We start from the raw sequence: 22,362 nt of genomic DNA, 5'->3' as shown, positions 1-22,362 counted from the left end.
GGCAGACCGAAACCGGCGCCATCATGATCTCCCCACTGCCCGGCATCACCGCGGCCAAGCCCGGCGCCGCCATGCGGCCGCTGCCCGGTATCTCGGCGAAGGTCGTCGACGAGGAGGGTAAGACGGTGCAGCTCGGCGAGACCGAGGCCAACGGCTACCTGGTGCTGGACCAGCCGTGGCCGTCGATGCTGCGCGGCATCTGGGGCGACATGGAGCGGTACAAGGCCACCTACTGGGAGCGCTACGCCGAGCAGGGCTGGTACTTCGCCGGTGACGGCGCCAAGCTCGACGCCGACGGCGATCTGTGGGTGCTCGGCCGGGTGGACGACGTCATGAACGTCTCCGGACACCGAATCTCCACCGCCGAGGTCGAATCCGCGCTCGTCGGACATTCCGGCGTGGCCGAGGCCGCCGTGGTCGGCGCGACCGACGCGACGACGGGTCAGGGCATCGTCGCCTTCGTCATCCTCACCGGTGAAGCGGCCGGTCAGGCCGGACCTGCCCTGGTCGACGAACTGAAGGCCGAAGTGGCCAAGGAGATCAGCCCGATCGCCAAGCCGCGCGAGATCCACATCGTGCCGGAACTGCCCAAGACCCGCAGCGGCAAGATCATGCGCAGGCTGCTGCGCGACGTGGCCGAGGGCCGCGAACTCGGCGACACCTCGACGCTGGTCGACCCTGGCGTTTTCGAGGCGATCCGGACCGGCGGGAACTGAGCAGGGCACGCCGCGAACGCGCAGGATGCGGCCGGTGACGTCGGATGTCACCGGCCGTGTCCGTTAGAATCGCGTTCAGGTGTGCCGGGAAGACTGGTCGGCATGCGGTCGTGCATCCGAGGCACCGCAGGGTGGGATGAGCGCCCGCAGCGCTGTCGACTCTGCCGAAAGGCCCGCCTGTGATCACCCGTGTTCGTAACGAGCTGACCCGCTATCTGCGCATCGAAACCGTCGGTGGCGCATTGCTGCTCGTCGCCGCGGCCATCGCGCTGATCTGGGTGAACTCACCGTGGGGCGCGAGCTATCAAACGATGGTCGACACCCATCTGAGCATCTCCGCGCTGCACCTCGATCTCACCCTGGCCGACTGGACCAAGGACGGGCTGCTCGCGATCTTCTTCTTCGTCGCCGGGCTCGAGCTCAAACGCGAATTCGTCGTCGGTGAGCTGGCCGACCCCAAGCGGGCCGCGCTGCCCATCATCGCCGCCGTCGGCGGCGTCGTCACCCCTGCCGTGATCGCGATCGTGGTCGGCCACGGCGTGCCAGGGATGGACAAGGGCTGGGCCATCCCGGTCGCCACCGACATCGCCTTCGCGCTCGCCGTACTCGCCATGACCGGCTCGCGAATCCCGGCCAGCGCGCGGGTGTTCCTGCTGAGCCTGGCCGTTGTCGACGATCTGCTCGCGATCGTCCTCATCGCGGTGCTGTTCACCGCGTCGCTGTCGATGCTGTGGCTCGGCGTCGCCATCGCCTGCTGCGCGGCCTGGGCGCTCGCGCAGCGGCAGCGGCTGCACACTCCGCTGTTCTACATTCCGGTCGCGCTGGTCTGCTGGTACGCGCTGCACGAAGCGGGCATCCATCCGACGCTGGCCGGTGTCGCGCTCGGGTTGTCGACCAGGGTGCGCAAGGACCCCGGCGAGAAGATCGCGCCAGCCACCCATCTCGAGCATGTCGTGCAGCCGATCTCGGCCGGGGTCTGCGTGCCGCTGTTCGCGTTGTTCGCCTCCGGGGTCCCGCTCGACGGCGCGGTGTTCGGCTCGCTGTTCACCGACCGGCTTTCGCTGGCGATCATCCTCGGGCTGCTGCTCGGCAAGACGATCGGCATCTTCGGAATCAGCTGGCTGGCGATCCGCTTCGGCGTGGCGAAACGACCGGCGGGGCTGGAATATCGCGACATGTTCGCCCTGTCGGTACTCGGTGCGATCGGGTTCACCGTTAGCCTGCTGGTGGCGGAACTCGCGCTGGCCGATGTCGGTGACGACGCCATCGATCTGGCGAAGGCCGCCGTCCTGGTGACCTCCATGGCAGCATCGCTGCTCGGATCGGCGCTACTGTTGCGCCGAGGACGTGTGCACCAGGCGCGCCGCGACGCGGACGAGTTACAACCGGACAGTGAGGCCTAGTAGTGCCAGGACAGGGAGAAGGGTCGACGAAGTGAGTTACACCCAAGGCGGAAATGACGGTCGCACGGTCACTTCCATCCCGTTGACCGACGCCAACCCGCCCGGATCGGCGAGCATCGGCAGCCTCGTCCGCGATGCGACCGAACAGATGTCGACCCTCGTGCGCGCCGAGGTCGCGCTGGCCAAGGCCGAGGTCACCGCCGAGGTCCGCAAGGGCCTGACCGGCAGTGTCTTCTTCATTCTCGCGTTGACGGTGCTGCTGTTCAGCTCGTTCTTCTTTTTCTTCTTCCTCGCCGAACTACTGGATGTGTGGCTGTACCGCTGGGCCGCGTTCCTGATCGTGTTCGTGCTGATGGTGGCCGCGACCGCGCTGCTCGCTCTGCTCGGCTGGCTCAAGGTGCGCAAGTTGCGGGCGCCGGAGAAGACGATCAACTCGCTCAAGCAGACCGCCGAGGTGCTGCCCGCCGCGCTGACCCACAGTGAGCACACTCCCGCGCTGGAGAAGTCGGCCAACCGATGACGCGCCGGGCGGGCCCGGTCGCGACGGCCGGACCCGCCTACTAGGCTCGATCGGCGTGTCGTCCAACTCATTCCCGGATCCGTCCAGCGTCCGTTACGACGGACCGTGGACGCACCGGGACGTGCACGCCAACGGGATCCGCTTCCACGTCGTCGAGGCCGACGGGCCGGACCGTTCCGATGCCCCGCTGGTGCTGCTGCTGCACGGCTTCGCCGACTTCTGGTGGTCGTGGCGGCATCAGCTGACCGGGCTCGCCGACCACGGGTATCGCACCGTCGCCGTCGACCTGCGCGGCTACGGCGACACCGACAAGCCGCCGCGCGGCTACGACGGCTGGACCCTCGCCGGTGACATCGCCGGCCTCATCCGGGCGCTCGGCCACACCGAGGCCACGCTCGTCGGCCATGCCGAGGGCGGACTGGTCTGCTGGGCCACCGCCGTGCTGCATCCCCGGCTGGTCCGCTCGATCGCCGTGGTGAGCTCGCCGCATCCCGCGGCACTGAAGAGCGCGGTCCTGCGCGATCGCGCCCAGCGCGCCACCTGGCTGCCGGACTTCCTGCGCTACCAGCTGCCGCGCTACCCCGAGCACCTGCTCACCCGCCGCGACGGCGCCGAGGTGGAGCGGCTGTTAGGTGAGCGGGTGAGCGAATCCTGGTCGCGCACGGCCGAATTCGCCGAGACGGCGGCGCGCATGCGTACCGCTATCCGGATCCCTGGCGCCGCGCACAGCGCGCTGGAGTACCAGCGGTGGGCCTTCCGCAGCCAGTGGCGTCCCGATGGTAAGCGCTTCATGGCGACCATGCGTACCCCGATCGACATCCCCGTGCTCGGCCTGCGCGGGGAACACGACCCCTATCTGCTGCCCGCCACGGTCCACCGTGGAGCACGACTGTCGCCGGATCGGACCCTGGTGTCGATTCCACGCGCTGGGCACTACGCCCACCAGGAGAACCCCGGCAAGGTCAACGAGGTGCTGACCACCCGCTGGCGTGAGCAGAACGGGGTCAACGGGTCACCGAAAGACGGTCGCGTCTCGCCGTAGGTCAGACACCGTCCTGGCGACGCAACCACCACGCCCCGACTTCGAGGAGGGGCCGCCGCGCAGCGGCGGTTCGCGGCCGTCCCGTCGGTCAGGTGCCGTTGCGTAGGCGACGAAGGAGCAAGCAACGGTGCCTGACCGACGGGACCAAGGGGCCGCGAACTCGAGCGCGCCAGCGCTCCAACTAACTGAGCACGCAGGCGCCCGTGGGAACTGCGGCACTGCTCGTCTGCGCGGCGGACAGTTCGGCGCCGACCTCACGCAGGGTCAGTACGTAGCCGGTGTCGTCGTCGGTGACCGCGGCGCCGAAGACCACGCCGAGGACCTGACCCTCGGTGTCGACCAGCGGTCCGCCCGAGTTGCCAGCACGAACCTGGCCGCGGACGGTGTACACCTCACGCTCGACGGTGCCGTCGCGGTGGATGGTGGGGCCGGTGAGGTCGAGGGTCTCGCGGACACGCGCGGCGCTGGCCGTGTACGGCCCGCCGCCCGGGTAGCCCAGCACGATCGCGCTCTCGCCCGGGGTCGCCGCTTCGGGCGCCTGCGGCACGACCGGCGCGGTCAGTCCGGGCACCGCGAGGACCGCGATGTCCTTGGACGGGTCGAACAGCACCACGGTGGCCTCCATCGCGCCGCGCGCGGTGTCGACCGACACGCTGTTCGTGCCGGCGACGACGTGCGCGTTGGTCATCACGCGTTCGGGCGCGACGACGAAACCGGAGCCTTCCAGCGCACGCTGGCAGCTCGGCGCGACGCCGCGGATGCGCAGCACGCTCTGCTGCAGCGAGGCGGCGACCGGGCTGGCGAGCACGCTCGCGTCCGGCGGTTCCACGGCGGCGATCGGCGCCCGGCCGAACGGCCCGATGACGTCCGGCAGCCCGGAGGTGTTGAGCAGCCTGGAGAACTCGTTGGGTAGCTTGCGCAGCCAGCTCGGGGCCACCGCGTTGACGTCGGCGAGCACGCGCGACCCGTTGATGGCCGCCGCGACACCGGGCTGGGAAGCGGTGGCCAGTGGCAGCGCGAGCAGCCAGGCCGCGACCAGCACGGTCGCCGCCTGCAGCACCGCGCCGATGACGCTGTCCACACTGCGCGCGACGGGATGCCGCATGCCGCTGCGCGCGGCCCGGCCGAGCACCATGCCCGCGACCTCGCCGACGATCACCAGCAGCACGATCAGCAGGATGCCGCCGAGTACCCGGCTGCGTCCCTCACTGAGATGTTTGAGGATGTGCGGCGCGATCAGAATGCCGGCGACCGCGCCGAGCGCGACGCCGAAGAACGCCAGCGCCGACGCCACCGCGCCTTGCCGCCAGCCGGTGGACGCCGCGACCAGCGCGATCAATACCACCGCGATATCGAGCCATACAGAGGGGCTCACAGGGTCATTCCGACCGCAGCCAACGAGCTCTCCAAGTCACGCACGTCGCCCCGATCCCAGTCTCGTTCCCACCCAGCCGTTTTGATGATTCCGGCGAGGATACCGCCGGTGAGCCCCCAGACGAGCATGCCGTCGACCTGGAACGCAGGGCTCTGGTAGCCGAGACTGCCACGCACCATGAATCTGTGTGCCGGATCGAGCAATTCGGTCAGCGGAACACGGACGACACGCTCGGTTTCGGCCGAATCGACGACGCCGACCGCGCTGGGTGCCCGCCAGTAGCCGAGCACCGGGGTCACGTCGAACTTCGACGGCGGCACGAACAGTTTCGGCAGGAGCGCGAAGGGCTGCACACCCGCGGGGTCGAGGCCGGTCTCCTCGGCGGCCTCGCGCAGGGCGGTGCCGACCGGACCGTCGTCGCCGGGGTCCTCGGCGCCACCGGGGAACGCGACCTGGCCACGGTGCTGGCGCATGGTCGAGGCGCGCTGGGTGAGCAGCACATCGGCGTCGGCGGGCAGGCCGCCCGGTGCGTCGGGGTCGGGTTCGGGTGAGCCGCCGAACAGCACGAGCACCGCGGCCTGCCGCGGCTTGCCGGTGATCGACATCGCGCGGCGCAGGGCGCGGGAGGTGGCGAGGGTGTCGTCGGCATCGGGACCGCCGTGCCGGATCGCGGCGCGCAGCCAGGTCGGAAGGCCGGACTCGTCCAACCGCATCACACCGTTCATCACAACGTCCTTCGTCATACCGCGATCCGAACGCCGAGTTCCTCGGCCACCGTGTCGGCGATGTCGGCGACATCGGCGAACGTGCGTACCTCGACGCCGGCAATCGTGCCGTCCGCGCGCACGAGCACCGACACCGGGAGCACCGCGGGCGCCCCGACGGCGGTGCGCACGCTCGTCTGCGGGTCGGCCACACCGGGCAGCGTGATGTCGAGGCCACTCAGGCGGGCCAGCGCCTTCACCTCGTCGGGATCGCTGTGCACGGTCAGCACGGTGAGCTCAGAGCCCGCGCGCTGCGCGAATTCCTGCAGGTGGGGCAGCTCGACGGCACACGGGCCGCACCAGTACGCCCAGAGATTGAGCAGCGCGGGCTTGCCCGCCAGCGCGGCGGCGACGTCGAACGGCGCGCCGTCGGCGAGGCAGGTCAGGGTGATTCCGGCCAGCGGGCCGGAGCCGGTCGCGCCCGGGGCGGGCGTCGGACACGCGACCAGGCCAGCGGCCGCGCGCTGCTCGGGCGAGGCCACCGCCACCGCCGGTTGCTTCGCCGTCTGCGCCGGGCCCGTGGTCTCGGAACCACCGCGCGGCCACAGCGCGACCGCCGCCGCGACGACGACGATCAGCGCGGCCAGCGCCCAGCGCAAGGCGGGCCGTCGCGACAGCGACGGTTCGGCGGAATCACTCACAGGCCGACCATATCGAGCAGGTGCTCGCGCTCCGGCCCCTTGATCAGCGCGGCCGCGACGGCCGGATCGGTCGGCCCGAGCCCGAACGACGGGCAGTCGTTGGCGAGCACGCAGGCCCCGCAGGCCGGTTTGCGCGCATGACACACCCGGCGACCGTGAAAGATCACCCGATGCGAGAGCATCGTCCACTCCTTGCGCTCGATCAGCTCGCCGACCGAGTGTTCGACCTTGACCGGATCTTCGTCCTCGGTCCACTTCCAGCGGCGGACCAGCCGGCCGAAGTGGGTGTCGACCGTGATACCGGGCACACCGAAGGCATTGCCGAGGATGACGTTGGCAGTTTTGCGCCCGATGCCGGGCAGCTTCACCAATTCGCCCATCGTGTGAGGCAACTCACCGTCGAATCCGGTGACGAGCGCCTGCCCGAGCCCCATGAGCGAACTGGCCTTGTTCCGGTAGAACCCCGTCGGCCGGATGTATTCCTCCAGCTCGGCACGGTTGGCCTCGGCGTAGTCGCGCGCGCTGCGATACTTCGCGAACAGCACGGGAGTGGTGAGGTTCACGCGGACGTCGGTGCACTGGGCGGACAGGATCGTCGCCACCGCCAATTCCAGCGGCGTGGTGAAGTCCAGCTCGCAGTGCGCGTCGGGGAAAGCCGCGCCGAGCGTCCGGTTCATCCGGCGGGCCCGCCGGACCAGTCCGGTCCGCGTTTCCGCAGCTATCGCGCGGTTCTTGCGCTTGCGGGCTGCGGAGATGCCGGTGGGAACCGCGGCCGTTTCCGTGGCCGGGGCGGCGTCGTCTGCGGCGGCGGTGGCGGGGGAAACGGGCACCTGTCCACCATACGGAACCACTACGACAACATTGGGCGCTCAGTTTGCCCGCTGTGTTCCATCTGAGACCTGGACGGTGTTTACTGCCTGTCATGCAAGGACTCGCTGTGGTGCTCTTCCCAGTGCTGTTGATGCTGTTCGCGCTGGGGATGGAGCGGGTCGAGAATCGGCTCCGAAAGCTTCTCGAACCCGACGAAGAGGTTCAGCAGTACCTGGACAACGCCAGCAACGCCGAAGTGAAAGAGCTGACGAAGCTCGGCCTGCCCGCCGCGGTCGCGCGGATGCGCAAGCGCCGGTCACGTGACTCCGAAATGGATGTCGCCCGCGCCAGCTGATCGATCGATTCCCGCGGGCGGACCCGCCCGTTCACGGTGTGCGCAGATCGCGCAATCCACACTTTACGTGGTGTCTGTCACTGTGCTGCCGTGATGCCGCGTAGACTGCGCTGTTGGTCGATTCGCTCGACCAGGTTCGCAAGCCATATCCCATAAGGAGCACATTCGTGGACGAGGCCCTCGCCAGAGCAGGCATCTTCCAAGGCGTCGAGCCCACCGCGGTGGCCGCGCTCGCCAAGCAGCTGCAGCCCGTAGATTTTCCGCGCGGCCACGTCATCTTCAACGAGGGCGAACCCGGCGATCGGCTGTACATCATCACGACGGGCAAGGTGAAGATCGGTCGTCGCTCACCCGACGGCCGGGAAAACCTGCTGACCATCATGGGTCCGTCCGACATGTTCGGTGAACTGTCGATCTTCGACCCGGGCCCGCGTACCTCGACCGCAACCACGGTCACCGAGGTCCGCGCCGTCACGATGGACCGCGACGCACTCAAGTCGTGGATCGATCAGCGCCCCGAGATCGCTGAGCAGCTGCTGCGCGTGCTGGCACGACGCCTTCGCCGCACCAACAACAACCTCGCCGACCTCATCTTCACCGACGTGCCCGGCCGCGTCGCCAAGGCGCTGCTGCAGCTCGCACAGCGCTTCGGCACCCAGGAAGCGGGCGCGCTGCGCGTGACCCACGACCTGACCCAGGAAGAGATCGCCCAGCTGGTCGGCGCTTCCCGGGAAACCGTCAACAAGGCGCTGGCCGACTTCGCCCATCGCGGGTGGCTGCGCCTCGAGGGCAAGAGCGTCCTGATCTCGGATTCCGAGCGCCTGGCACGTCGCGCTCGCTGATCGAGTAGTTCGTCGACGTCTCGGCACGCCGGGACCACCGGTGCGGCTCCGGAGGAAGAGGGCCTCGTCCGCACCACCGTGGTTCCGGCGTGCCGTCGTTGTTTCCGCGGCCTACCACGCATGCCGGGAGCCGACGTGCTGATCGATGCACGCCGGCTCTCGGACCGGGCTCAGGACCCGCGTTCTGCCCGTAGATATTCCAGTTGTGCCTTCACCGAGCTGCGCGCGGCGGGCCATAGGCGCTTGTCCACATCGGCGTACACCTTGCGGACAACCTCGAAAGCGCCTGCTTCCTGCCCTAATTCGATCAGGGCCACCCGGATCTGCTCGAGCCGTTCGCGGCGGTGGTTCAGGTAGTACTGCACCACCGGCGCCGCATCGGCATGGTCGGTACCGTGCGCGGGCAGCAGTGCCTTGCCCGCGCCGCGCTCGAGCAGCAGCTCCAGCGAGGACAGGAACTCGGCCAGCGCACCCGCGGTCGACGCGAGCACGGTGGTGCCCTCGCCGAGCACCGTGTCACCGGTGACGATCGCGTCGTCGAGCAGGAAACTCACCGAGTCGACGGTGTGGCCGGGGGTGGCCAGCACGGTGATCCGCAGGCCGGCCACCTCGATGACCTCGTCGGCGGCCAGCGCGGTCACCTCGCCGCGCAGATACTTCGGATCCACCGACCGCACCGGCGTCCCGGTGGCTTTCACCAGGTGATCGATGCCGCCGGTGTGGTCGGGGTGATGATGGGTGATCAGGGTCAGCGCGATCCGGCCGCCGGTCGCCTCGACGATGGCGGCGATGTGCTTCTTGTCCTTCGGCCCCGGGTCGACGACGACGTAGTCGTCACTTCCGGGTCCGCGCAGCAGCCAGGTGTTGGTGCCGTCGAGCGTCATCTGTGACGGATTGTCGGCCAGCAGCACCGACGCCGTCGGCGTGACCGCCCTGACCTGGCCGTACGCGGGATGTTCCAGTGCCATGACGGCTGCCTATCCGACCTCGACGATCAATTCCACCTCGACGGGTGTGTTCTTCGGCAGTTCCGAGACGCCCACCGCGGAGCGCGCGTGCACGCCTGCCTCGCCGAACACCTCGCCCAGGAATTCCGACGCGCCGTTGATCACGATCGGCTGATCGGTGAATCCCGGTGCGGAGTTGACGAATCCGACGACCTTGACGATCCGCACCACCTGGTCGAGCCCGACCAGATCGTGCACGGCGGCCAGCGCGTTCAGCGCGCACAGCCGCGCGGCCTCCTTGGCCTGCTCCACATCGACCTCGGCCCCGACCTTGCCGACCGCCGACAGCTCACCGTCGACGAAGGGCAGCTGGCCGGAGGTGTACACCAGCGATCCGGTGCGCACGGCCGGGATGTAGGCCGCGACGGGGGCGGCGACCGGCGGCAGGGTGACCCCGAGCCGATCGAGCGCGTCCTTCCACGCGGTGGCCACGCTACTTCTGCCGCTTCAGGTAGGCGACGTGCTGTTCGCCGGTCGGGCCGGGCAGCACCGTGACCAGCTCCCAGCCGTCGGCGCCCCACTGATCGAGGATCTGCTTGGTCGCGTGCGTCAACAGCGGCACGGTCGCGTACTCCCACAGGGTGACTTCACTCATGGTGTGAGTTTAGGGCTCACCCCGAACGCCGCCGAGAAACGGGTTATAGGCTCGGCGACGTGGGAGCACCAACAGCAGAGCCGGTTTCGTCGGTTCCCGGACCGTCGACCGGATGGCCACAGCGCGCGGCCAAAGCCCGCTTGCACTACGTGACCGGCAAGGGAGGCACCGGCAAGTCGACCGTTTCGGCCGCACTGGCCCTCGCCCTCGCCGCAGGTGGACGCAGGGTGCTGCTGGTCGAAGTGGAGAGCCGTCAGTCCATCGCGCAGCTGTTCGACCGGCCGCCGCTGCCACCCACCGAGACCCAGATCGCCAGCGCCGACGGCGGCGGCGAGGTCTTCGCGCTCGCCCTCGACATCGAGCACGCGTTCCTCGAATACCTCGACATGTTCTACAACCTCGGCTTCGCGGGCCGGGCGATGCGCCGGATGGGCGCCATCGAGTTCGTCACCACCATCGCGCCGGGCCTGCGCGATGTGATCCTCACCGGCAAGATCAAGGAGTGCGCGGTGCGCGTCGGCAAGGACGGCAGGCCCGCCTACGACGACATCGTCGTCGACGCTCCGCCGACCGGCCGGATCGCCAGTTTCCTCGACGTCACCCAGGCCATGGCCGAGATCGCCAAGGGCGGCCCGATCGCCTCGCAGGCCGAGGGCGTGTCCAAGCTGCTGCATTCCGATCAGACGATGATCCACCTGGTGACGCTGCTCGAGGCCCTGCCGGTGCAGGAGACCGCCGACGCGGTCGCCGAGCTCGCCGCCAACGATCTGCGGATCGGCACGGTGATCGTCAACCGGGCGGCCAAGTCTCAGCTCGACCCAGCCGAACGCGACCTGGCCGTGCGCGGCGAACTCGACACCGCCGACATCGCCTCGAGCCTGGCCAAGGCCGGGATCACCCTGCCCGACGAGGATTTCGCCGGTTTGCTCACCGAGACCGTCGACCACGCCACCATGCTGACCGCGCAGGACGAGAGCGCGGCGGAACTGGCGCAGGTCGACGTTCCCCAGCTGCACCTGCCCGCGCTCGGCGAAGGCATGGACCTGGGCGGACTCTACGAACTGGCCGAACAGCTATCCGCGCAGGGAGTGCGATGAGCGAGCAAGTGACCACCCCGCTGGATGTCTCCGAGATCATCGCCGATCCGACGGCGAGGGTGATCGTCTGCTGCGGTTCCGGCGGCGTCGGCAAGACCACCACCGCGGCCGCGATCGCGCTGCGGGCCGCCGAGGCAGGCCGCAAGGTCGTGGTGCTGACCATCGATCCGGCGCGCAGGCTGGCCCAGTCGCTGGGCGTTGCCGACCTGGACAACACGCCGCAGCGGGTCGAGCTCGGTCCCGAGGTGCCAGGCCAGCTGCACGCGATGATGCTGAACATGCGCCGCACCTTCGACGACATGGTGCTCGAGCACACCAGCGTGGAGAAGGCGGAGCAGATCTTCGCCAACCCGATCTATCAGACGGTCGCCTCGTCCTTCGGCGGCACGCAGGAGTACATGGCGATGGAGAAGCTCGGTCAGCTGGCCGGGCACAAGGAGTGGGACCTGATCGTGGTCGACACTCCGCCCTCGCGCAACGCGCTGGACTTCCTCGACGCACCCAAGCGGCTCGGAACCTTCCTCAACGGCAAGATGATCCGGCTGATCATGGCGCCCGGCCGCGGTGTCGGCCGGTTCGTCACCGGCGCGATGAGCCTGGCGATGCGTGGCGTGTCGACCATCGTCGGCGGTCAGATGCTCAAGGACGCCTCGACGTTCCTGCAGTCGCTGGAGTCGCTGTTCGGCGGTTTCCAGGAACGGGCGGAACGGACCTTCGCGATGCTGTCGAAGCCGGGCACCCACTTCCTGGTGGTCGCCGCGCCCGAGCCCGACGCGCTGCGCGAGGCGTCGTTCTTCGTCGACCGGCTCTCCACCGAGCAGATGCCACTGGCCGGTCTCGTGCTGAACCGGACGCACCCCGCGTTGTCGGGGCTGTCCGGTGATCACGCGCTGACCGCTGCCGATCAGCTGGCTGAATCGGACCCGCTCACCGCGTCGGTGCTGCGCATCCACGCCGAGCGGGTGGCGACGGCGAAGCGGGAGCAGCGGTTGCTGCATCGCTTCACCGGCGCCCATCCGCGGGTTCCGATCGTTTCGGTCACCGCGTTGCCGTTCGAGGTCTCCGACCTGGACGCGTTGCGCGCGGTCGGCGACCAACTGGCGGGCAAGCCCGCCTCCGCCTGAATCAGACGCTTAAGCTATTGCTTACATTCTCGTAACACCGGTCAACGGCGCCGATTCCGCAAACCCAGCGGTCTCGGCGCCGTTGTGATATCGGTCCGGTCTCGCCTGCTAGATCGCCACCTGATGCTGTCGCTGCGCCTGGAAGAAGTCGGCCCACGACGTCACATCGGGATGCTGCTTGAGCAGCGCGCGCCGCTGCCGCTCGGTCATCCCGCCCCACACTCCGAACTCGACCCGGTTGTCCAGCGCATCGGCACCACACTGCATCAACACCGGGCAATGACGGCAGATCGTCGCCGCCTTGCGCTGCGCCGCACCACGAACGAACAGCTGATCAGGGTCCACTTCCTTGCATCGCGCCTGGGCAACCCAAGCGATCCTTGCCTCGGCCTGCTCTACATCCAGTCGAGCGATGGGGGTTGTGATGTGCATTTGATGTGCCCCTTTGCAGTCCGAACACCGTTGTGCGGCGCTCCAGAATCGCGAGCGCGGATCACAGCAACCCAACTACCGCTGCGGTCCGCACCACATTCCACTTTGAGTGTTAGCTCTATCACACTGGGTTCTCAATCTAGGTAAAGGTATGGCGCTTGCGCAAGACCAGCCCCCGATTTTTTGGTACGGCCGTCCATTCAAATCGGTCTCCGACCGGCTAGTCCCGCTGTTCACCGGCGTGGCCGGGCGCGACACGCCGATGTGATCATTTTGTTGACACGCCCGAGCAATCCCCCTGGCGCCGGCCGGACATTCCCCGTCGAGCAGCACAACCGTGAAGGCCGCCACCCCACCCCTTACTCTGGGCAGGTGCCGATCACTCAAACGCTCGCGAGGCTGGCCGGCAGCTGCGCGCTGGCCTCCGTGCTAGTCGCCGGGCTGTTGTTCCCCTTGGCCGGTGGATTCGGGTTCATCTCCAACCGAGCCGCCGATGCCGTCGACAACGTCTCAGCCGAACTGGTGGAGGGCACGGTCCCGGCCGTCTCGACCATGGTCGACGCGAGCGGTGCGCCCATCGCCTGGCTATACGAGCAACGCCGCTTCGAGGTGCCGAGCGATCGCATCTCCAACAACATGAAGCTGGCGATCGTGTCCATCGAGGACAAGCGCTTCGCCGACCACAAGGGCGTCGACTGGCAGGGCACGCTGCGCGCGTTCCTGACCAACACCTCCTCCGGCGAGGTGCAGCAGGGCGCCTCCACGCTCGACCAGCAGTACGTGAAGAACTTCAACCTGCTCGTCGTCGCCAAGACCGACGCCGAACGCCGCGCCGCGATCGAGACCACCCCCGCGCGCAAGCTGCGCGAGATCAGGATGGCGCTCACGCTGGACCGCGAGCTGAGCAAGGACGAGATCCTCACCCGCTACCTGAATCTGGTGCCTTTCGGCAACGGTTCCTACGGCATCCAGGACGCGGCGCAGACCTACTTCGGCGTCGACGCCGCCGAGCTGACCATGACCCAGTCGGCGATGCTGGCCGGCATGGTGCAGTCCAGCTCCAAGCTGAACCCCTACACCAACGTCCAGGGCGTCACCGACCGCCGCAACACCGTGCTCGACACCCTGATCCAGAACATCCCGCACCGCGCCGAGGAATTCCGCAAGGCCAAGTCCGAACCGCTCGGCGTGCTGCCGGAGCCCAAGGGCCTGCCGCGCGGCTGCATCGCGGCCCAGGACAAGGGCTTCTTCTGTGACTACGCGCTGCAGTACCTGGCCGAGGCGGGCATCAGCCGGGAGCAGGTCGACAAGGGTGGCTACCTGATCAAGACCAGCCTCGATCCGGTGTTGCAGGAATCGGTGAAGCGTTCGGTGAACGAGCAGGCCGACCCCAACCTCGACAACATCGCCGAGGTCATGTCGGTGATCGCACCCGGTCAGGAATCGCACCCCGTCCTCGCGATGGCGTCGAGCCGCACCTACGGCCTCAACCGCGACGCCAACGAGACGCTGCTCGGCCAGCCGTACTCGCTGGCCGGTGACGGTGCAGGCTCGATCTTCAAGCTGTTCACCACAGCCGCCGCGATGGAGAAGGGCCTCGGTATCGCCGCCCAGGTGGACGTGCCAGGCACCTACGCCGCCAGGGGCATGGGCTACTCGAACTCGCCGGGCTGCCCGGCCGACTCGTGGTGTGTCAAGAACGCGGGCGCCTACCCGGGGTCGATGTCGGTGACCGACGCACTCGCGACCTCGCCCAACACCACCTTCGTGAAGATGATCCAGGACGTCGGCGTCGCGGCCGCGGTCGACATGGCTGTCCGCCTCGGCATGCGGGCCTACACCGAGCCGGGCACTTCCGGGCACGGCAACACGAGCCTGGCCGACCACATCAAGAACAACAACATGGGCTCGTTCACCCTCGGCCCGTTCGCGATCAACCCGCTCGAACTGTCGAATGTGGCCGCCACACTCGGCTCGGGCGGCAAGTGGTGCCCGCCGTCGCCCATCAAGGAGGTCGTCGACCGCGCCGGTAAGACCGTTCCGCTCACCCAGCAGGCGTGCGAGCAGGTGGTCGACCCCGGTCTGGCCAACACCCTCGCCAACGCGATGAGCAAGGACGACACCAGTGGTACCGCTGCCGCCGCGGCGCGTGCCGCGGGCTGGGCGGCCCCGATGTCGGGCAAGACGGGCACCACCGAGAGCCACCGTTCCTCGGCGTTCCTCGGCTTCACCAACTCGCTGGCATCGTCGGTCTACGTCTACGGCGACAGCCCGACCCCCGGCGAGATCTGCTCGTTCCCGCTGCGCAACTGTGGCGCCAGCAACGCCGCCGGTCTGTTCGGCGGTAACGAGCCTGCCCGCACCTGGTTCAACGCCATCAAGCCGGTACTCGACCGGTTCCCACCGCCGGCCCTGCCGCCGGTGGACGACAAGTACGTCCGCGGCGCGAACAACTCCCAGGTCCCCGACGTGGCGGGCAAGTCGCAGGGCGAGGCAACCTCGATCCTGTCCGGCGCCGGGTTCCAGGTGTCCGCGGTGACCAGTCCCGGCTCGCAGGCCAAGGGCACCGTGATGGGCAGTTCGCCCAACGGTTCGGCGATTCCCGGCTCGGTCGTCACGATCTACATCAGTGACGGCTCGGTCCGGGTGCCCGCGCCGACCACGCCGCCGCCTTCCGCGCCGGCGCCGGTGATCCCCGGCCTCCCGCAGATCCCGCGTCTGCCACCGATCCCGATCCCGGTGCCGCGGTAATTGCGAAAACAGGGCCGCCGTCCACTTCGGACGGCGGCCCTGTTCGTTTCTCGCGCAGGTCTACAGGCGCGCTTTGACCGCGGCCGACAGCCGCGAACCGTCGGCCTTGCCCTCGGCGAGCGCGGTGGCCGCCTTCATGACCTGACCCATCTGCTTCATCCCCGGCCGCTCGCCGATCTCCTCGGCGACCTGCGCGATCGCGGTGTCGGCGACCTGGGCTACCTCGGCCTCGGTCAGCTGGGTCGGCAGGTAGTGCTCGATGATCTCTTCCTCGGCGCGCTCGTTCGCGGCCAGTTCGCCACGCCCGTTCTGCTCGTAGATCACGGCCGACTCGTTGCGCTTCTTGGCTTCCTTCTGCAATACGGAGATGACCTCGGCATCGGAGAGTTCCTTCGCCTGCGCTCCGGAGACCTCGGCGTTCTGGATCGCGGCGAGCAGCATCCGCAGGGTCGACAGGCGCAGAGTGTCCTTGGCTTTCAGTGCGGCGGTCATATCCGCGCGCAGTTGCGATTTCAGTTCCGACATGCGCCTCACGCTAGCTGTTCGGCCTCTCGAGTCCCATCACATTTTCATCGCGGCTGAAATTCCGACCGTTTGTGCGGAAACACACGCGCCGTTCCGGGAGGGGGTCGCCTATGCTGGGCAAATGCCCGTTATCTCGACGTCCGCTGTCCGCCGAACCGCGTTGGGAGCCGCCGGGGCCGCCGTCGCCGGCATCGGATACGCCACGCTGATCGAACGGAACGCGTTCGTCCTGCGCGAAGCGACCATGCCGGTGCTCGCGCCCGGCTCGCCGACCTTGCGCATTCTGCACGTCAGCGACCTGCACATGATGCCGGGCCAGCAGCTCAAACAGCAGTGGCTGCGCGAACTCGACCGGCTCGAACCCGACCTGGTCGTGAATACCGGCGACAATCTTTCCCACCCCAAGGCCGTGCCCGCCGTTGTGCAATCCCTCGGTGCGCTGCTGGCCCGTCCCGGCCTGTTCGTGTTCGGTTCCAACGACTATTTCGCGCCGGTGCCGAAGAATCCGCTGAAGTATTTCAAGAAGGATCATCGCCGCGTTTACGGTGACCCGCTGCCCTGGCAGGATCTGCGCGCGGCGTTCACCGAACGCGGCTGGCTCGACCTGACCCACACGCGCCGCGACCTCGAGGTGGCCGGCATCCGCATCGCCAGCGCGGGTGTCGACGACCCGCATCTGCAGCGCGATCGCTACGACACCGTCGCGGGTGCGCCGAACCAGCTCGCGCAACTGAGCATCGGTGTCACCCACTCGCCGGAGCCGCGGGTGCTCGACCGGTTCGCCGAGGACGGTTACGACCTGGTCCTGGCCGGTCACACACACGGTGGACAGCTGGTCGTGCCCGGTTACGGCGCGCTGGTGACCAACTGCGGCATCGACAAGTCCCGGGTGAAGGGCGCCTCCCAGTGGGGCGAGCACACCCAGCTGCACGTCTCGGCGGGCATCGGCACCTCCCCGTGGGCGCCCTACCGATTCTGCTGCCGCCCGGAAGCCACCCTGCTGACGCTGGTCGGCGCCCCGCCGAAGCGGCCGTCGGCCGACACCGGCCACGGCGTGTCGGCATCGGAGGCCGTCGCCCGCTAGGGTCTGCCCCGAACGACTCTTGTCAGTAGGGGAATGACCGTGAGCAGTGGATCCGACGACCGACGCAACGACCCGACCATTTTCAGCGGGTCCGGTGCGCCGCACCAGCCCGACGCGCAATGGCAGCGTCCCGACGCGGTGAACCCGCCGCCGGGCGCGCCCGCGCAGGGGGATCCCGCTGCGGGACAGCCGAATCCGGGTGCGCCCGACCCGACCGCGGTGTGGACTCCCGGCAGCACCGGGCTCCCGCCGACCCTGCGCTGGGACGGATCGGGACCCATGCCGGGCCTACCCGATCCGACGCCGTGGACGCCGGCGGGTCCGCAGCAGTGGGACGCGGGTAATCCTCCTGCGGGACAACCCGGTTCGCCTCAGCCGTGGCAGCCCGGCCAGGCCGACGCGACCCAGCTGCGCAATCCCGCTGCGCCCTGGCCTGACCCACATGCCCCCGCCGGGCAGGCCGATCCGACGCAGCAGCACAATCCCGCTGCGCCCTGGCCGGGTTCGAATCCTCCAGCTGCGCCGCCTAGTCCGCCTCAACCGTGGCTGCCAGGACAGGCCGATCCCACTCAGGTAGGCGCCCCGAACGCGCCGTGGCCGGATTCGAATCCTCCTGCCGGTCAGCAGGTTCCGGGCCAGCAGTGGGGCGCGCCGCCGAGCCAGCCGCAATGGGGTGCGGGTCAGGCGCCTAACCAGCAGCCGTGGAATCCCGCTGCGGGACAGCCGAATCCAGCTCAGCAGTGGGGCCAGTCCGATCCGACGGTGCTGGGCGGGGCGACGTGGCAACAGCCGCAGCAGCAGTACGGGGAGATCCCGCCGCTCAAACAGTTCGGCAACCAGCCCTACGGTCAGCAGCCCTACGGTCAGCCGATCCCGCCTGGCCCGAAATCCGGCGGTAAGGCGGCGATCTGGGTGGCCGCGGGTCTCGCCGCGGCCCTGCTGGTGGGCGGCGCTGTCACCGCGGTCGCGCTGACCCGCGGCGACGACTCCACGACCACCGCGGGCGGGGGCACCACCCCGTCGATGGTCAGCGCCCTCACCACCACCGGCGCACCGCCCTCGTCGAGCAAGCCCAAGCCCAGTTCCACCACCCCGTCACCATCGGGTGCCGCATCCGACCGCAAGCCGCTCATCGAGGGCTACCAGGTGGTCGCCTCGCCCGACCGCGGCGCCGCCTACGACGTCCCGCCGAGCTGGAAGGTCGCCACCGAGACCACCATCGGCGGCGTCGGCGAACCGCCCGGTGACTCCGTCGTCGGCAAGGGCTACGCCACCGACGGTCGCGACTACTGCCCCGGCTCCACCCGCACCATGTCGCTGCTCACCGGCTCCAAGCAGGCCGACCACGCCGCGGCCGGCGCCGAACTCGGCACCAAGGCCGCTCCCCTGGCCTACAAGGGCTCCACCGGCACCCCCGGCCCCGCCCAGCCGCTGAAGTCGATCGACGGCAAGACCGAGGGCATGTTCACCGAGACCACCGGCACCGTCCCCAACCCCAAGCCCGGCTGCGCCCCCACCTTCTCCATCTACACCTACGCGTTCAAAGGCGCCAAGGACGGCAGCTTCGTCATGGTGATGATCGCCGACACCGGCGTCGCCGACGCCATCGATCCCGCCACCGCCAAGCGCATCTTCAGCTCCATCCGCGCCCTGAACTAACCCCCTGACCAGCCGGTTTAACAATCCACATCACCTCGTTGTAAGCTACTTCAGGTTCGCCTCACGGGGTGTGGCGCAGCTTGGTAGCGCGCTTCGTTCGGGACGAAGAGGTCGCAGGTTCAAATCCTGTCACCCCGACGTGTTGGTTGAGACACAGAGGAGCCCCTGACCAGTTCACTGGTCAGGGGCTCCTCGTATGTCTGGGGTGCTTCGCGGTCGAGGGGGTTCGGCCACCAGACGGTGACGGCGATGACCGAGAGCAAGCCGAGGATCAGGGCCAGGATGGCGGCGGAGTCGTTCATGGGTTCGCCTTCCGGGTGAGCGGAGTGGGAGCGCGGCGGCGGCCTCGAACAAAAGACTGCGCGCCGACTGTGTCGCGTGGCGTTCCCTGCGTGTTCGAAAGGCGTTGAGAAGTGCTCTCCGCGACAGCACGGTGATCGTGAGACAGAGCCGCTGTGAGGACCCGATAACCTGCCGCTTACTTTCTGTCACTTGATAGAAATTCCCGGTCGATAGCGTATACACCCATGTCGACAAGGGTGGATGCACCGGATGACGGCCCGGGCAGGCCGCTGCGGGACGTCGTGTACTCGACGCTGCGCGGCGAGTTGATGAACGGTGACATCCGGTTCGGCGAGCGGCTCACCGAACCGAAGCTGTCGAGCCGATTCGGCATCTCCCGCACGCCGGTGCGCGAAGCGCTGACGATGCTGTGCTCCGACGGTCTGCTGGAACGCGAGGAGTTCGGGTTCAGCCCGGTCCGGCCGAGCGTGGCCCGCATCCGCGACCTGTACGAACTGCGGCTGACGCTGGAGCTGGGCGGCATGACCCGGGTGCGCACCGACCCACGGCTCACCCATGACGAACAGTTGCTGCGCGCCGAACGGCAGCGCTGGCTCGCCCTGCAGGCCGATCCGCCCGCCCAGGAGCCGGGGTTCGTCGTGGTCGACGAAGAATTCCACGTCGCCCTGCTGACGGCGGCGGGCAATGCCGAGATGGTGCGCGCGCTGGTCGCGGTGAACTCCCGGATCCGGCATGTCCGCATGCACGACTTCATGATCAACAACCGCATCGAGACCACCATCAGCGAGCACCTCGGCATCCTCGACGCCGTCCTCGCCGGCGATCTCGTCCTGGCGCAGCAACTCCTGCACACCCACATCGGCGATTCGCTGGATGTCGTGCTGGAGCGCATCTCGCGAGCCGTCGCCGCCATGTCCATGAACGATTGAGGAGACGGCCATGTCAGCAGGACTACCTGGCACCACGACAGCCCGGGTCGCGGCGGCCTACGCGCGAATCGACGAGGTGGATCGGCCCGAGGTCTGGATCACGCTGCGGCCGCAGTCCGAACTCACATCCGAGGCAACGGAACTGGATCGTCGCGTCGCCGAGGGTGCAGTCCTACCGCTGGCGGGACTGCTCCTCGCCGTGAAGGACAACGTCGACGTAGCGGGCCTGCCGACCACCGCCGCCTGCCCCGAATTCGCCTATCCGGCCACCGAAACAGCCACCGCGGTGGCACGGCTGGTGGCGGCGGGTGCGCTGGTGCTCGGCAAGACCAACCTCGACCAGTTCGCCACCGGCCTGGTCGGCACCCGCAGCCCCTACGGCGCGGTCCGCAACGCACTCCACCCCGAATTGATCTCCGGCGGTTCGAGTTCCGGTTCGGCGGCCGCCGTCGCCCTCGGCATCGCCGACCTCGCGATCGGCACCGACACTGCGGGCTCGGGCCGGGTGCCCGCCGCCCTGCACGGCATCGTCGGCATCAAGGCGAGCCTCGGGGTGATCCCCGCGCACGGTGTCGTCCCCGCGTGCGCCGACTACGACGCGGTCACCGTGTTCGCCGCCGACCTCGACCTGGCCGTCACCGCCGCGAAGATCATGGCCGGCCCCGATTCCCGCGATCCGCGCAGCCGCGTCTGGCCGGCCGACGTGCGCCTGGCCGCGTCGTCCACGCCGAGGGTGGCGATCCCGCGCCCCGATGACCTCGCCCCGCTGAGCGATCCCTACCGCGTCGCCTTCACCGAAACTGTTGCGGGCCTGCGTGATCAGGGTGTCGAGGTGCACGAGATCGATATCTCGCCGCTGCTCGACGCCGCCCGCCTGCTCTACGACGGCGCGATCGTCGCCGAGCGGTACGCGGCCGTCGGCGAGTTCGTCGACAAGGGCGCCGCGGGACTCGACCCGACCGTCGCCGGGATCATCAGCGCGGCAAAGAATCTCGACGCCCACGCCTTCGTCGCCGACCTCGACACACTGGCCGAGACCCGCGCCACCGCACTGCTGGCCGGCTACGACGGACTTCTGCTGCCGACCACCACCGAGCATCCCTCGATCGCCGAGGTCACCGCCGATCCGCTGACGATCAACCGCCGTCTCGGCACCTACACCAACTTCTGCAACCTGCTCGACCTCGCCGCCGTCGCCGTCCCCGGCGCACCCACCGCCGACGGCCTACCGTTCGGCGTGATGGTGGTCGTCCCCGCCTTCGCCGACCAGCTCGCCGTCGACCTCGCCGCCCGCCTCACCGGCACCGAATCCCCGCTACTCGTGGAAACCGGTGTGCCACTGGCAGTTTTCGGCGCGCACCTGCGCGGCCAGCCACTGTACTGGCAACTCGAACAGCTCGGCGCCCGGTTCGCGGGCGAGATCACCACCAGCGACGCCTACCGCCTCACCGCGCTCGACACCACCCCGCCGAAGCCGGGTCTCGTGCGTCACGGCGACGGCCTCGGCGCACCGATCCGCGGCGAGCTGTTCCTGGTCTCCCCCGGCGGACTCGGCCGCTTCCTCGCCGAACTGCCGCCGCCGATGGCGCTGACCAGCATCGAGCTGTCCGACGGACGCTCGGTGGTCGGCTTCGCCTGCAGCTACGACGCCGCCGTCGCCGCCACCGACATCACCGGGCACGGGGGCTGGACGGCGTATCTGCGGGACTGACGGGGATGCCCAGCTCGGCGAGCAGGCCCGTCACGCGGCGGCCGATGTCGTCGCGGATGGGCCGCACCTGCTCCAGTTCCAGACCGGCCGGGTCGTCGATGATCCATTCCACGTAGCGCACGCCGGGCACCAGCGGACAGGTGTCGCCACAGCCCATCGTGACGATCACGTCGGCCGCCCGGATGATCTCGTCGGTCCACGGCTTCGGATACTCGCGCGAGATGTCGACGCCCACCTCCGCCATCGCCGCCACCGCGGCCGGATTGAGCTGCTCGCCGGGCACCGACCCGCCCGACCAGGCGACCGCGCGGCCCAGCGCCAGGTCCTCGAAGAAGCCGAGCGCCATCTGTGACCGGCCCGCGTTGTGGGTGCACAGGAACAGCACCGTCGGGCGCGGCTTGGCGACCTTGCCTTCGACCTTGGCCAGTGCCTGCAGGCGCTGCCTGCCGAAACGTTCCGCCAGCAGCGGGAGATACAGGGTCACCGTCGCCCTCGCGGCGAAGTCGTCGTAGGAGGAATGCAGGAAACGATGGATCGTCTCCAGCTCGAACATCGTCGCGAACTCTTCGCGCAGCCGTACCTCGGCACGATCCAGCGCTTCTTGGTGCTCGGCAATTTCGACCACCCCCCAACCCTGACGGCGGATGCCGTCGAACGCAAACGACCGGGCCGGTCAC

The 22,362-nt window shown here is 68.8% G+C and carries 24 protein-coding genes and 1 tRNA gene; 14 read left to right on the top strand and 11 right to left on the bottom strand.

Features of this window, described 5'->3' with window-relative positions; all coding sequences use genetic code 11:
• From IEY60_RS24180 to IEY60_RS24165, 4 genes are all read left to right on the top strand, one after another.
• Positions 1-716: AMP-binding enzyme (locus IEY60_RS24180; protein ID WP_189032450.1), on the top strand; the 716-nt coding region annotated here is incomplete at its 5' end.
• A gap of 179 nt (positions 717-895) precedes the next feature.
• Positions 896-2,119 carry a Na+/H+ antiporter NhaA gene (gene nhaA / locus IEY60_RS24175; protein WP_189032448.1) on the top strand — a complete coding sequence of 408 codons (1,224 nt, stop codon included), beginning with the start codon at positions 896-898 and terminating at the stop codon, positions 2,117-2,119.
• 31 nt (positions 2,120-2,150) lie between these two features.
• Complete coding sequence (locus IEY60_RS24170) at positions 2,151-2,639, top strand: phage holin family protein (protein ID WP_189032446.1); 489 nt, start codon at positions 2,151-2,153, stop codon at positions 2,637-2,639.
• A 55-nt stretch (positions 2,640-2,694) separates the two neighbouring features.
• Positions 2,695-3,681, top strand: coding sequence for an alpha/beta fold hydrolase (locus IEY60_RS24165; RefSeq protein WP_189032444.1), 987 nt, complete (start codon positions 2,695-2,697; stop codon positions 3,679-3,681).
• 181 nt (positions 3,682-3,862) lie between these two features.
• On the opposite strand, the gene IEY60_RS24160 is transcribed toward IEY60_RS24165, so the two are convergent.
• From IEY60_RS24160 to nth, 4 genes are read right to left on the bottom strand one after another with little or no spacing between them, the layout of a single operon-like run.
• On the bottom strand, positions 3,863-5,056 hold the full coding sequence (locus tag IEY60_RS24160) for a MarP family serine protease (protein WP_189032442.1): 1,194 nt from the start codon (positions 5,054-5,056) through the stop codon (positions 3,863-3,865).
• Positions 5,053-5,799 carry an NUDIX hydrolase gene (locus IEY60_RS24155; protein WP_229740070.1) on the bottom strand — a complete coding sequence of 249 codons (747 nt, stop codon included), beginning with the start codon at positions 5,797-5,799 and terminating at the stop codon, positions 5,053-5,055. The genes IEY60_RS24160 and IEY60_RS24155 overlap by 4 nt, the downstream gene beginning before the upstream one ends.
• Positions 5,796-6,461, bottom strand: a complete 666-nt coding sequence (locus tag IEY60_RS24150; protein ID WP_189032440.1) for a TlpA family protein disulfide reductase — start codon at positions 6,459-6,461, stop codon at positions 5,796-5,798. The genes IEY60_RS24155 and IEY60_RS24150 overlap by 4 nt, the downstream gene beginning before the upstream one ends.
• Positions 6,458-7,216: an endonuclease III gene (nth, locus tag IEY60_RS24145; protein ID WP_229740084.1), complete on the bottom strand. Its 759-nt coding sequence runs from the start codon at positions 7,214-7,216 to the stop codon at positions 6,458-6,460. Before nth ends, IEY60_RS24150 begins: the two co-directional genes overlap by 4 nt.
• Before the next feature lie 182 nt (positions 7,217-7,398).
• On the opposite strand from nth, the gene IEY60_RS24140 reads away from it, so the two are divergent.
• Both IEY60_RS24140 and IEY60_RS24135 read left to right on the top strand, forming a co-directional pair.
• Positions 7,399-7,626 (top strand): hypothetical protein, encoded by a 228-nt coding sequence (locus IEY60_RS24140; RefSeq protein WP_189032438.1) that lies wholly within the window; start codon positions 7,399-7,401, stop codon positions 7,624-7,626.
• A gap of 167 nt (positions 7,627-7,793) precedes the next feature.
• Entirely contained in the window at positions 7,794-8,468 is a 675-nt protein-coding gene (locus IEY60_RS24135; protein WP_040703546.1) for a Crp/Fnr family transcriptional regulator, read from the top strand.
• 170 nt (positions 8,469-8,638) lie between these two features.
• On the opposite strand, the gene IEY60_RS24130 is transcribed toward IEY60_RS24135, so the two are convergent.
• The 3 genes from IEY60_RS24130 to sp36 are packed head-to-tail and all read right to left on the bottom strand — an operon-like array spanning position 8,639 to position 10,070.
• On the bottom strand, positions 8,639-9,436 hold the full coding sequence (locus IEY60_RS24130) for an MBL fold metallo-hydrolase (RefSeq protein WP_189032436.1): 798 nt from the start codon (positions 9,434-9,436) through the stop codon (positions 8,639-8,641).
• Between the two features lie 9 nt (positions 9,437-9,445).
• Positions 9,446-9,907 carry a RidA family protein gene (locus IEY60_RS24125; RefSeq protein ID WP_189032434.1) on the bottom strand — a complete coding sequence of 154 codons (462 nt, stop codon included), beginning with the start codon at positions 9,905-9,907 and terminating at the stop codon, positions 9,446-9,448.
• 1 nt (position 9,908) lies between these two features.
• Positions 9,909-10,070, bottom strand: a complete 162-nt coding sequence (sp36, locus tag IEY60_RS24120) for a Sp36 family protein (RefSeq protein ID WP_019044568.1) — start codon at positions 10,068-10,070, stop codon at positions 9,909-9,911.
• Between the two features lie 59 nt (positions 10,071-10,129).
• Between sp36 and bagA the strand changes: the two genes are divergently transcribed.
• Positions 10,130-11,167, top strand: coding sequence for an ATPase BagA (gene bagA / locus IEY60_RS24115; protein ID WP_189032431.1), 1,038 nt, complete (start codon positions 10,130-10,132; stop codon positions 11,165-11,167).
• Positions 11,164-12,291 carry an ATPase BagB gene (gene bagB / locus IEY60_RS24110; protein ID WP_189032429.1) on the top strand — a complete coding sequence of 376 codons (1,128 nt, stop codon included), beginning with the start codon at positions 11,164-11,166 and terminating at the stop codon, positions 12,289-12,291. The genes bagA and bagB overlap by 4 nt, the downstream gene beginning before the upstream one ends.
• A 108-nt stretch (positions 12,292-12,399) precedes the next feature.
• Here bagB and IEY60_RS24105 read toward each other — a convergent pair whose 3' ends face one another.
• Positions 12,400-12,723, bottom strand: coding sequence for a WhiB family transcriptional regulator (locus IEY60_RS24105; RefSeq protein WP_019044565.1), 324 nt, complete (start codon positions 12,721-12,723; stop codon positions 12,400-12,402).
• A 372-nt stretch (positions 12,724-13,095) separates the two neighbouring features.
• Here IEY60_RS24105 and IEY60_RS24100 point away from each other — a divergent pair, with 372 nt between their 5' ends.
• Positions 13,096-15,474 carry a penicillin-binding protein gene (locus tag IEY60_RS24100; RefSeq protein ID WP_189032427.1) on the top strand — a complete coding sequence of 793 codons (2,379 nt, stop codon included), beginning with the start codon at positions 13,096-13,098 and terminating at the stop codon, positions 15,472-15,474.
• A gap of 60 nt (positions 15,475-15,534) precedes the next feature.
• Here the strand turns inward: IEY60_RS24100 and IEY60_RS24095 are convergent, their stop codons facing one another.
• Complete coding sequence (locus IEY60_RS24095; RefSeq protein ID WP_189032425.1) at positions 15,535-15,999, bottom strand: GatB/YqeY domain-containing protein; 465 nt, start codon at positions 15,997-15,999, stop codon at positions 15,535-15,537.
• 121 nt (positions 16,000-16,120) lie between these two features.
• Between IEY60_RS24095 and IEY60_RS24090 the strand changes: the two genes are divergently transcribed.
• The 3 genes from IEY60_RS24090 (at position 16,121) to IEY60_RS24080 (ending at position 18,880) form a co-directional block, all read left to right on the top strand.
• Positions 16,121-17,083, top strand: a complete 963-nt coding sequence (locus IEY60_RS24090) for a metallophosphoesterase (protein ID WP_189032423.1) — start codon at positions 16,121-16,123, stop codon at positions 17,081-17,083.
• A gap of 39 nt (positions 17,084-17,122) precedes the next feature.
• The gene (locus tag IEY60_RS36275) at positions 17,123-18,742 is read left to right on the top strand and encodes a DUF8017 domain-containing protein (RefSeq protein ID WP_189032420.1); all 1,620 of its coding nucleotides are present in this window, start codon (positions 17,123-17,125) and stop codon (positions 18,740-18,742) included.
• 64 nt (positions 18,743-18,806) lie between these two features.
• Positions 18,807-18,880: transfer RNA gene (locus tag IEY60_RS24080), tRNA-Pro, on the top strand.
• Here IEY60_RS24080 and IEY60_RS24075 read toward each other — a convergent pair.
• Positions 18,862-19,044: a hypothetical protein gene (locus IEY60_RS24075; protein WP_189032419.1), complete on the bottom strand. Its 183-nt coding sequence runs from the start codon at positions 19,042-19,044 to the stop codon at positions 18,862-18,864. The genes IEY60_RS24080 and IEY60_RS24075 overlap by 19 nt on opposite strands.
• Positions 19,045-19,269: 225 nt before the next feature.
• On the opposite strand from IEY60_RS24075, the gene IEY60_RS24070 reads away from it, so the two are divergent.
• Together IEY60_RS24070 and atzF are read left to right on the top strand one after the other, a co-directional pair.
• Positions 19,270-19,974, top strand: coding sequence for a GntR family transcriptional regulator (locus tag IEY60_RS24070; RefSeq protein ID WP_189032417.1), 705 nt, complete (start codon positions 19,270-19,272; stop codon positions 19,972-19,974).
• Between the two features lie 10 nt (positions 19,975-19,984).
• Complete coding sequence (atzF, locus tag IEY60_RS24065; RefSeq protein WP_189032415.1) at positions 19,985-21,685, top strand: allophanate hydrolase; 1,701 nt, start codon at positions 19,985-19,987, stop codon at positions 21,683-21,685.
• Here the strand turns inward: atzF and IEY60_RS24060 are convergent.
• Positions 21,645-22,310: an arsenate reductase ArsC gene (locus tag IEY60_RS24060; protein WP_229740068.1), complete on the bottom strand. Its 666-nt coding sequence runs from the start codon at positions 22,308-22,310 to the stop codon at positions 21,645-21,647. The two genes, atzF and IEY60_RS24060, sit on opposite strands and share 41 nt — an antisense overlap.
• Positions 22,311-22,362: the final 52 nt, after the last annotated feature.

It is taken from the genome of Nocardia rhizosphaerihabitans (assembly GCF_014646295.1).
GTDB classification, from domain to species: domain Bacteria; phylum Actinomycetota; class Actinomycetes; order Mycobacteriales; family Mycobacteriaceae; genus Nocardia; species Nocardia rhizosphaerihabitans.
This window is presented reverse-complemented; position numbering and strand designations above follow the sequence as displayed.

Excerpts from the sequence above, each read along its gene's own strand:
- IEY60_RS24155 (WP_229740070.1), bottom strand. The coding sequence starts at position 5,799 with ATGACGAAGGACGTTGTGATGAACGGTGTGATGCGGTTGGACGAGTCC.
- IEY60_RS24130 (WP_189032436.1), bottom strand. The coding sequence starts at position 9,436 with ATGGCACTGGAACATCCCGCGTACGGCCAGGTCAGGGCGGTCACGCCG.
- sp36 (WP_019044568.1), bottom strand. The coding sequence starts at position 10,070 with ATGAGTGAAGTCACCCTGTGGGAGTACGCGACCGTGCCGCTGTTGACG.
- bagB (WP_189032429.1), top strand. The coding sequence starts at position 11,164 with ATGAGCGAGCAAGTGACCACCCCGCTGGATGTCTCCGAGATCATCGCC.
- IEY60_RS24105 (WP_019044565.1), bottom strand. The coding sequence starts at position 12,723 with ATGCACATCACAACCCCCATCGCTCGACTGGATGTAGAGCAGGCCGAG.
- IEY60_RS24095 (WP_189032425.1), bottom strand. The coding sequence starts at position 15,999 with ATGTCGGAACTGAAATCGCAACTGCGCGCGGATATGACCGCCGCACTG.
- IEY60_RS24090 (WP_189032423.1), top strand. The coding sequence starts at position 16,121 with ATGCCCGTTATCTCGACGTCCGCTGTCCGCCGAACCGCGTTGGGAGCC.
- IEY60_RS24075 (WP_189032419.1), bottom strand. The coding sequence starts at position 19,044 with ATGAACGACTCCGCCGCCATCCTGGCCCTGATCCTCGGCTTGCTCTCG.
- IEY60_RS24070 (WP_189032417.1), top strand. The coding sequence starts at position 19,270 with ATGTCGACAAGGGTGGATGCACCGGATGACGGCCCGGGCAGGCCGCTG.
- atzF (WP_189032415.1), top strand. The coding sequence starts at position 19,985 with ATGTCAGCAGGACTACCTGGCACCACGACAGCCCGGGTCGCGGCGGCC.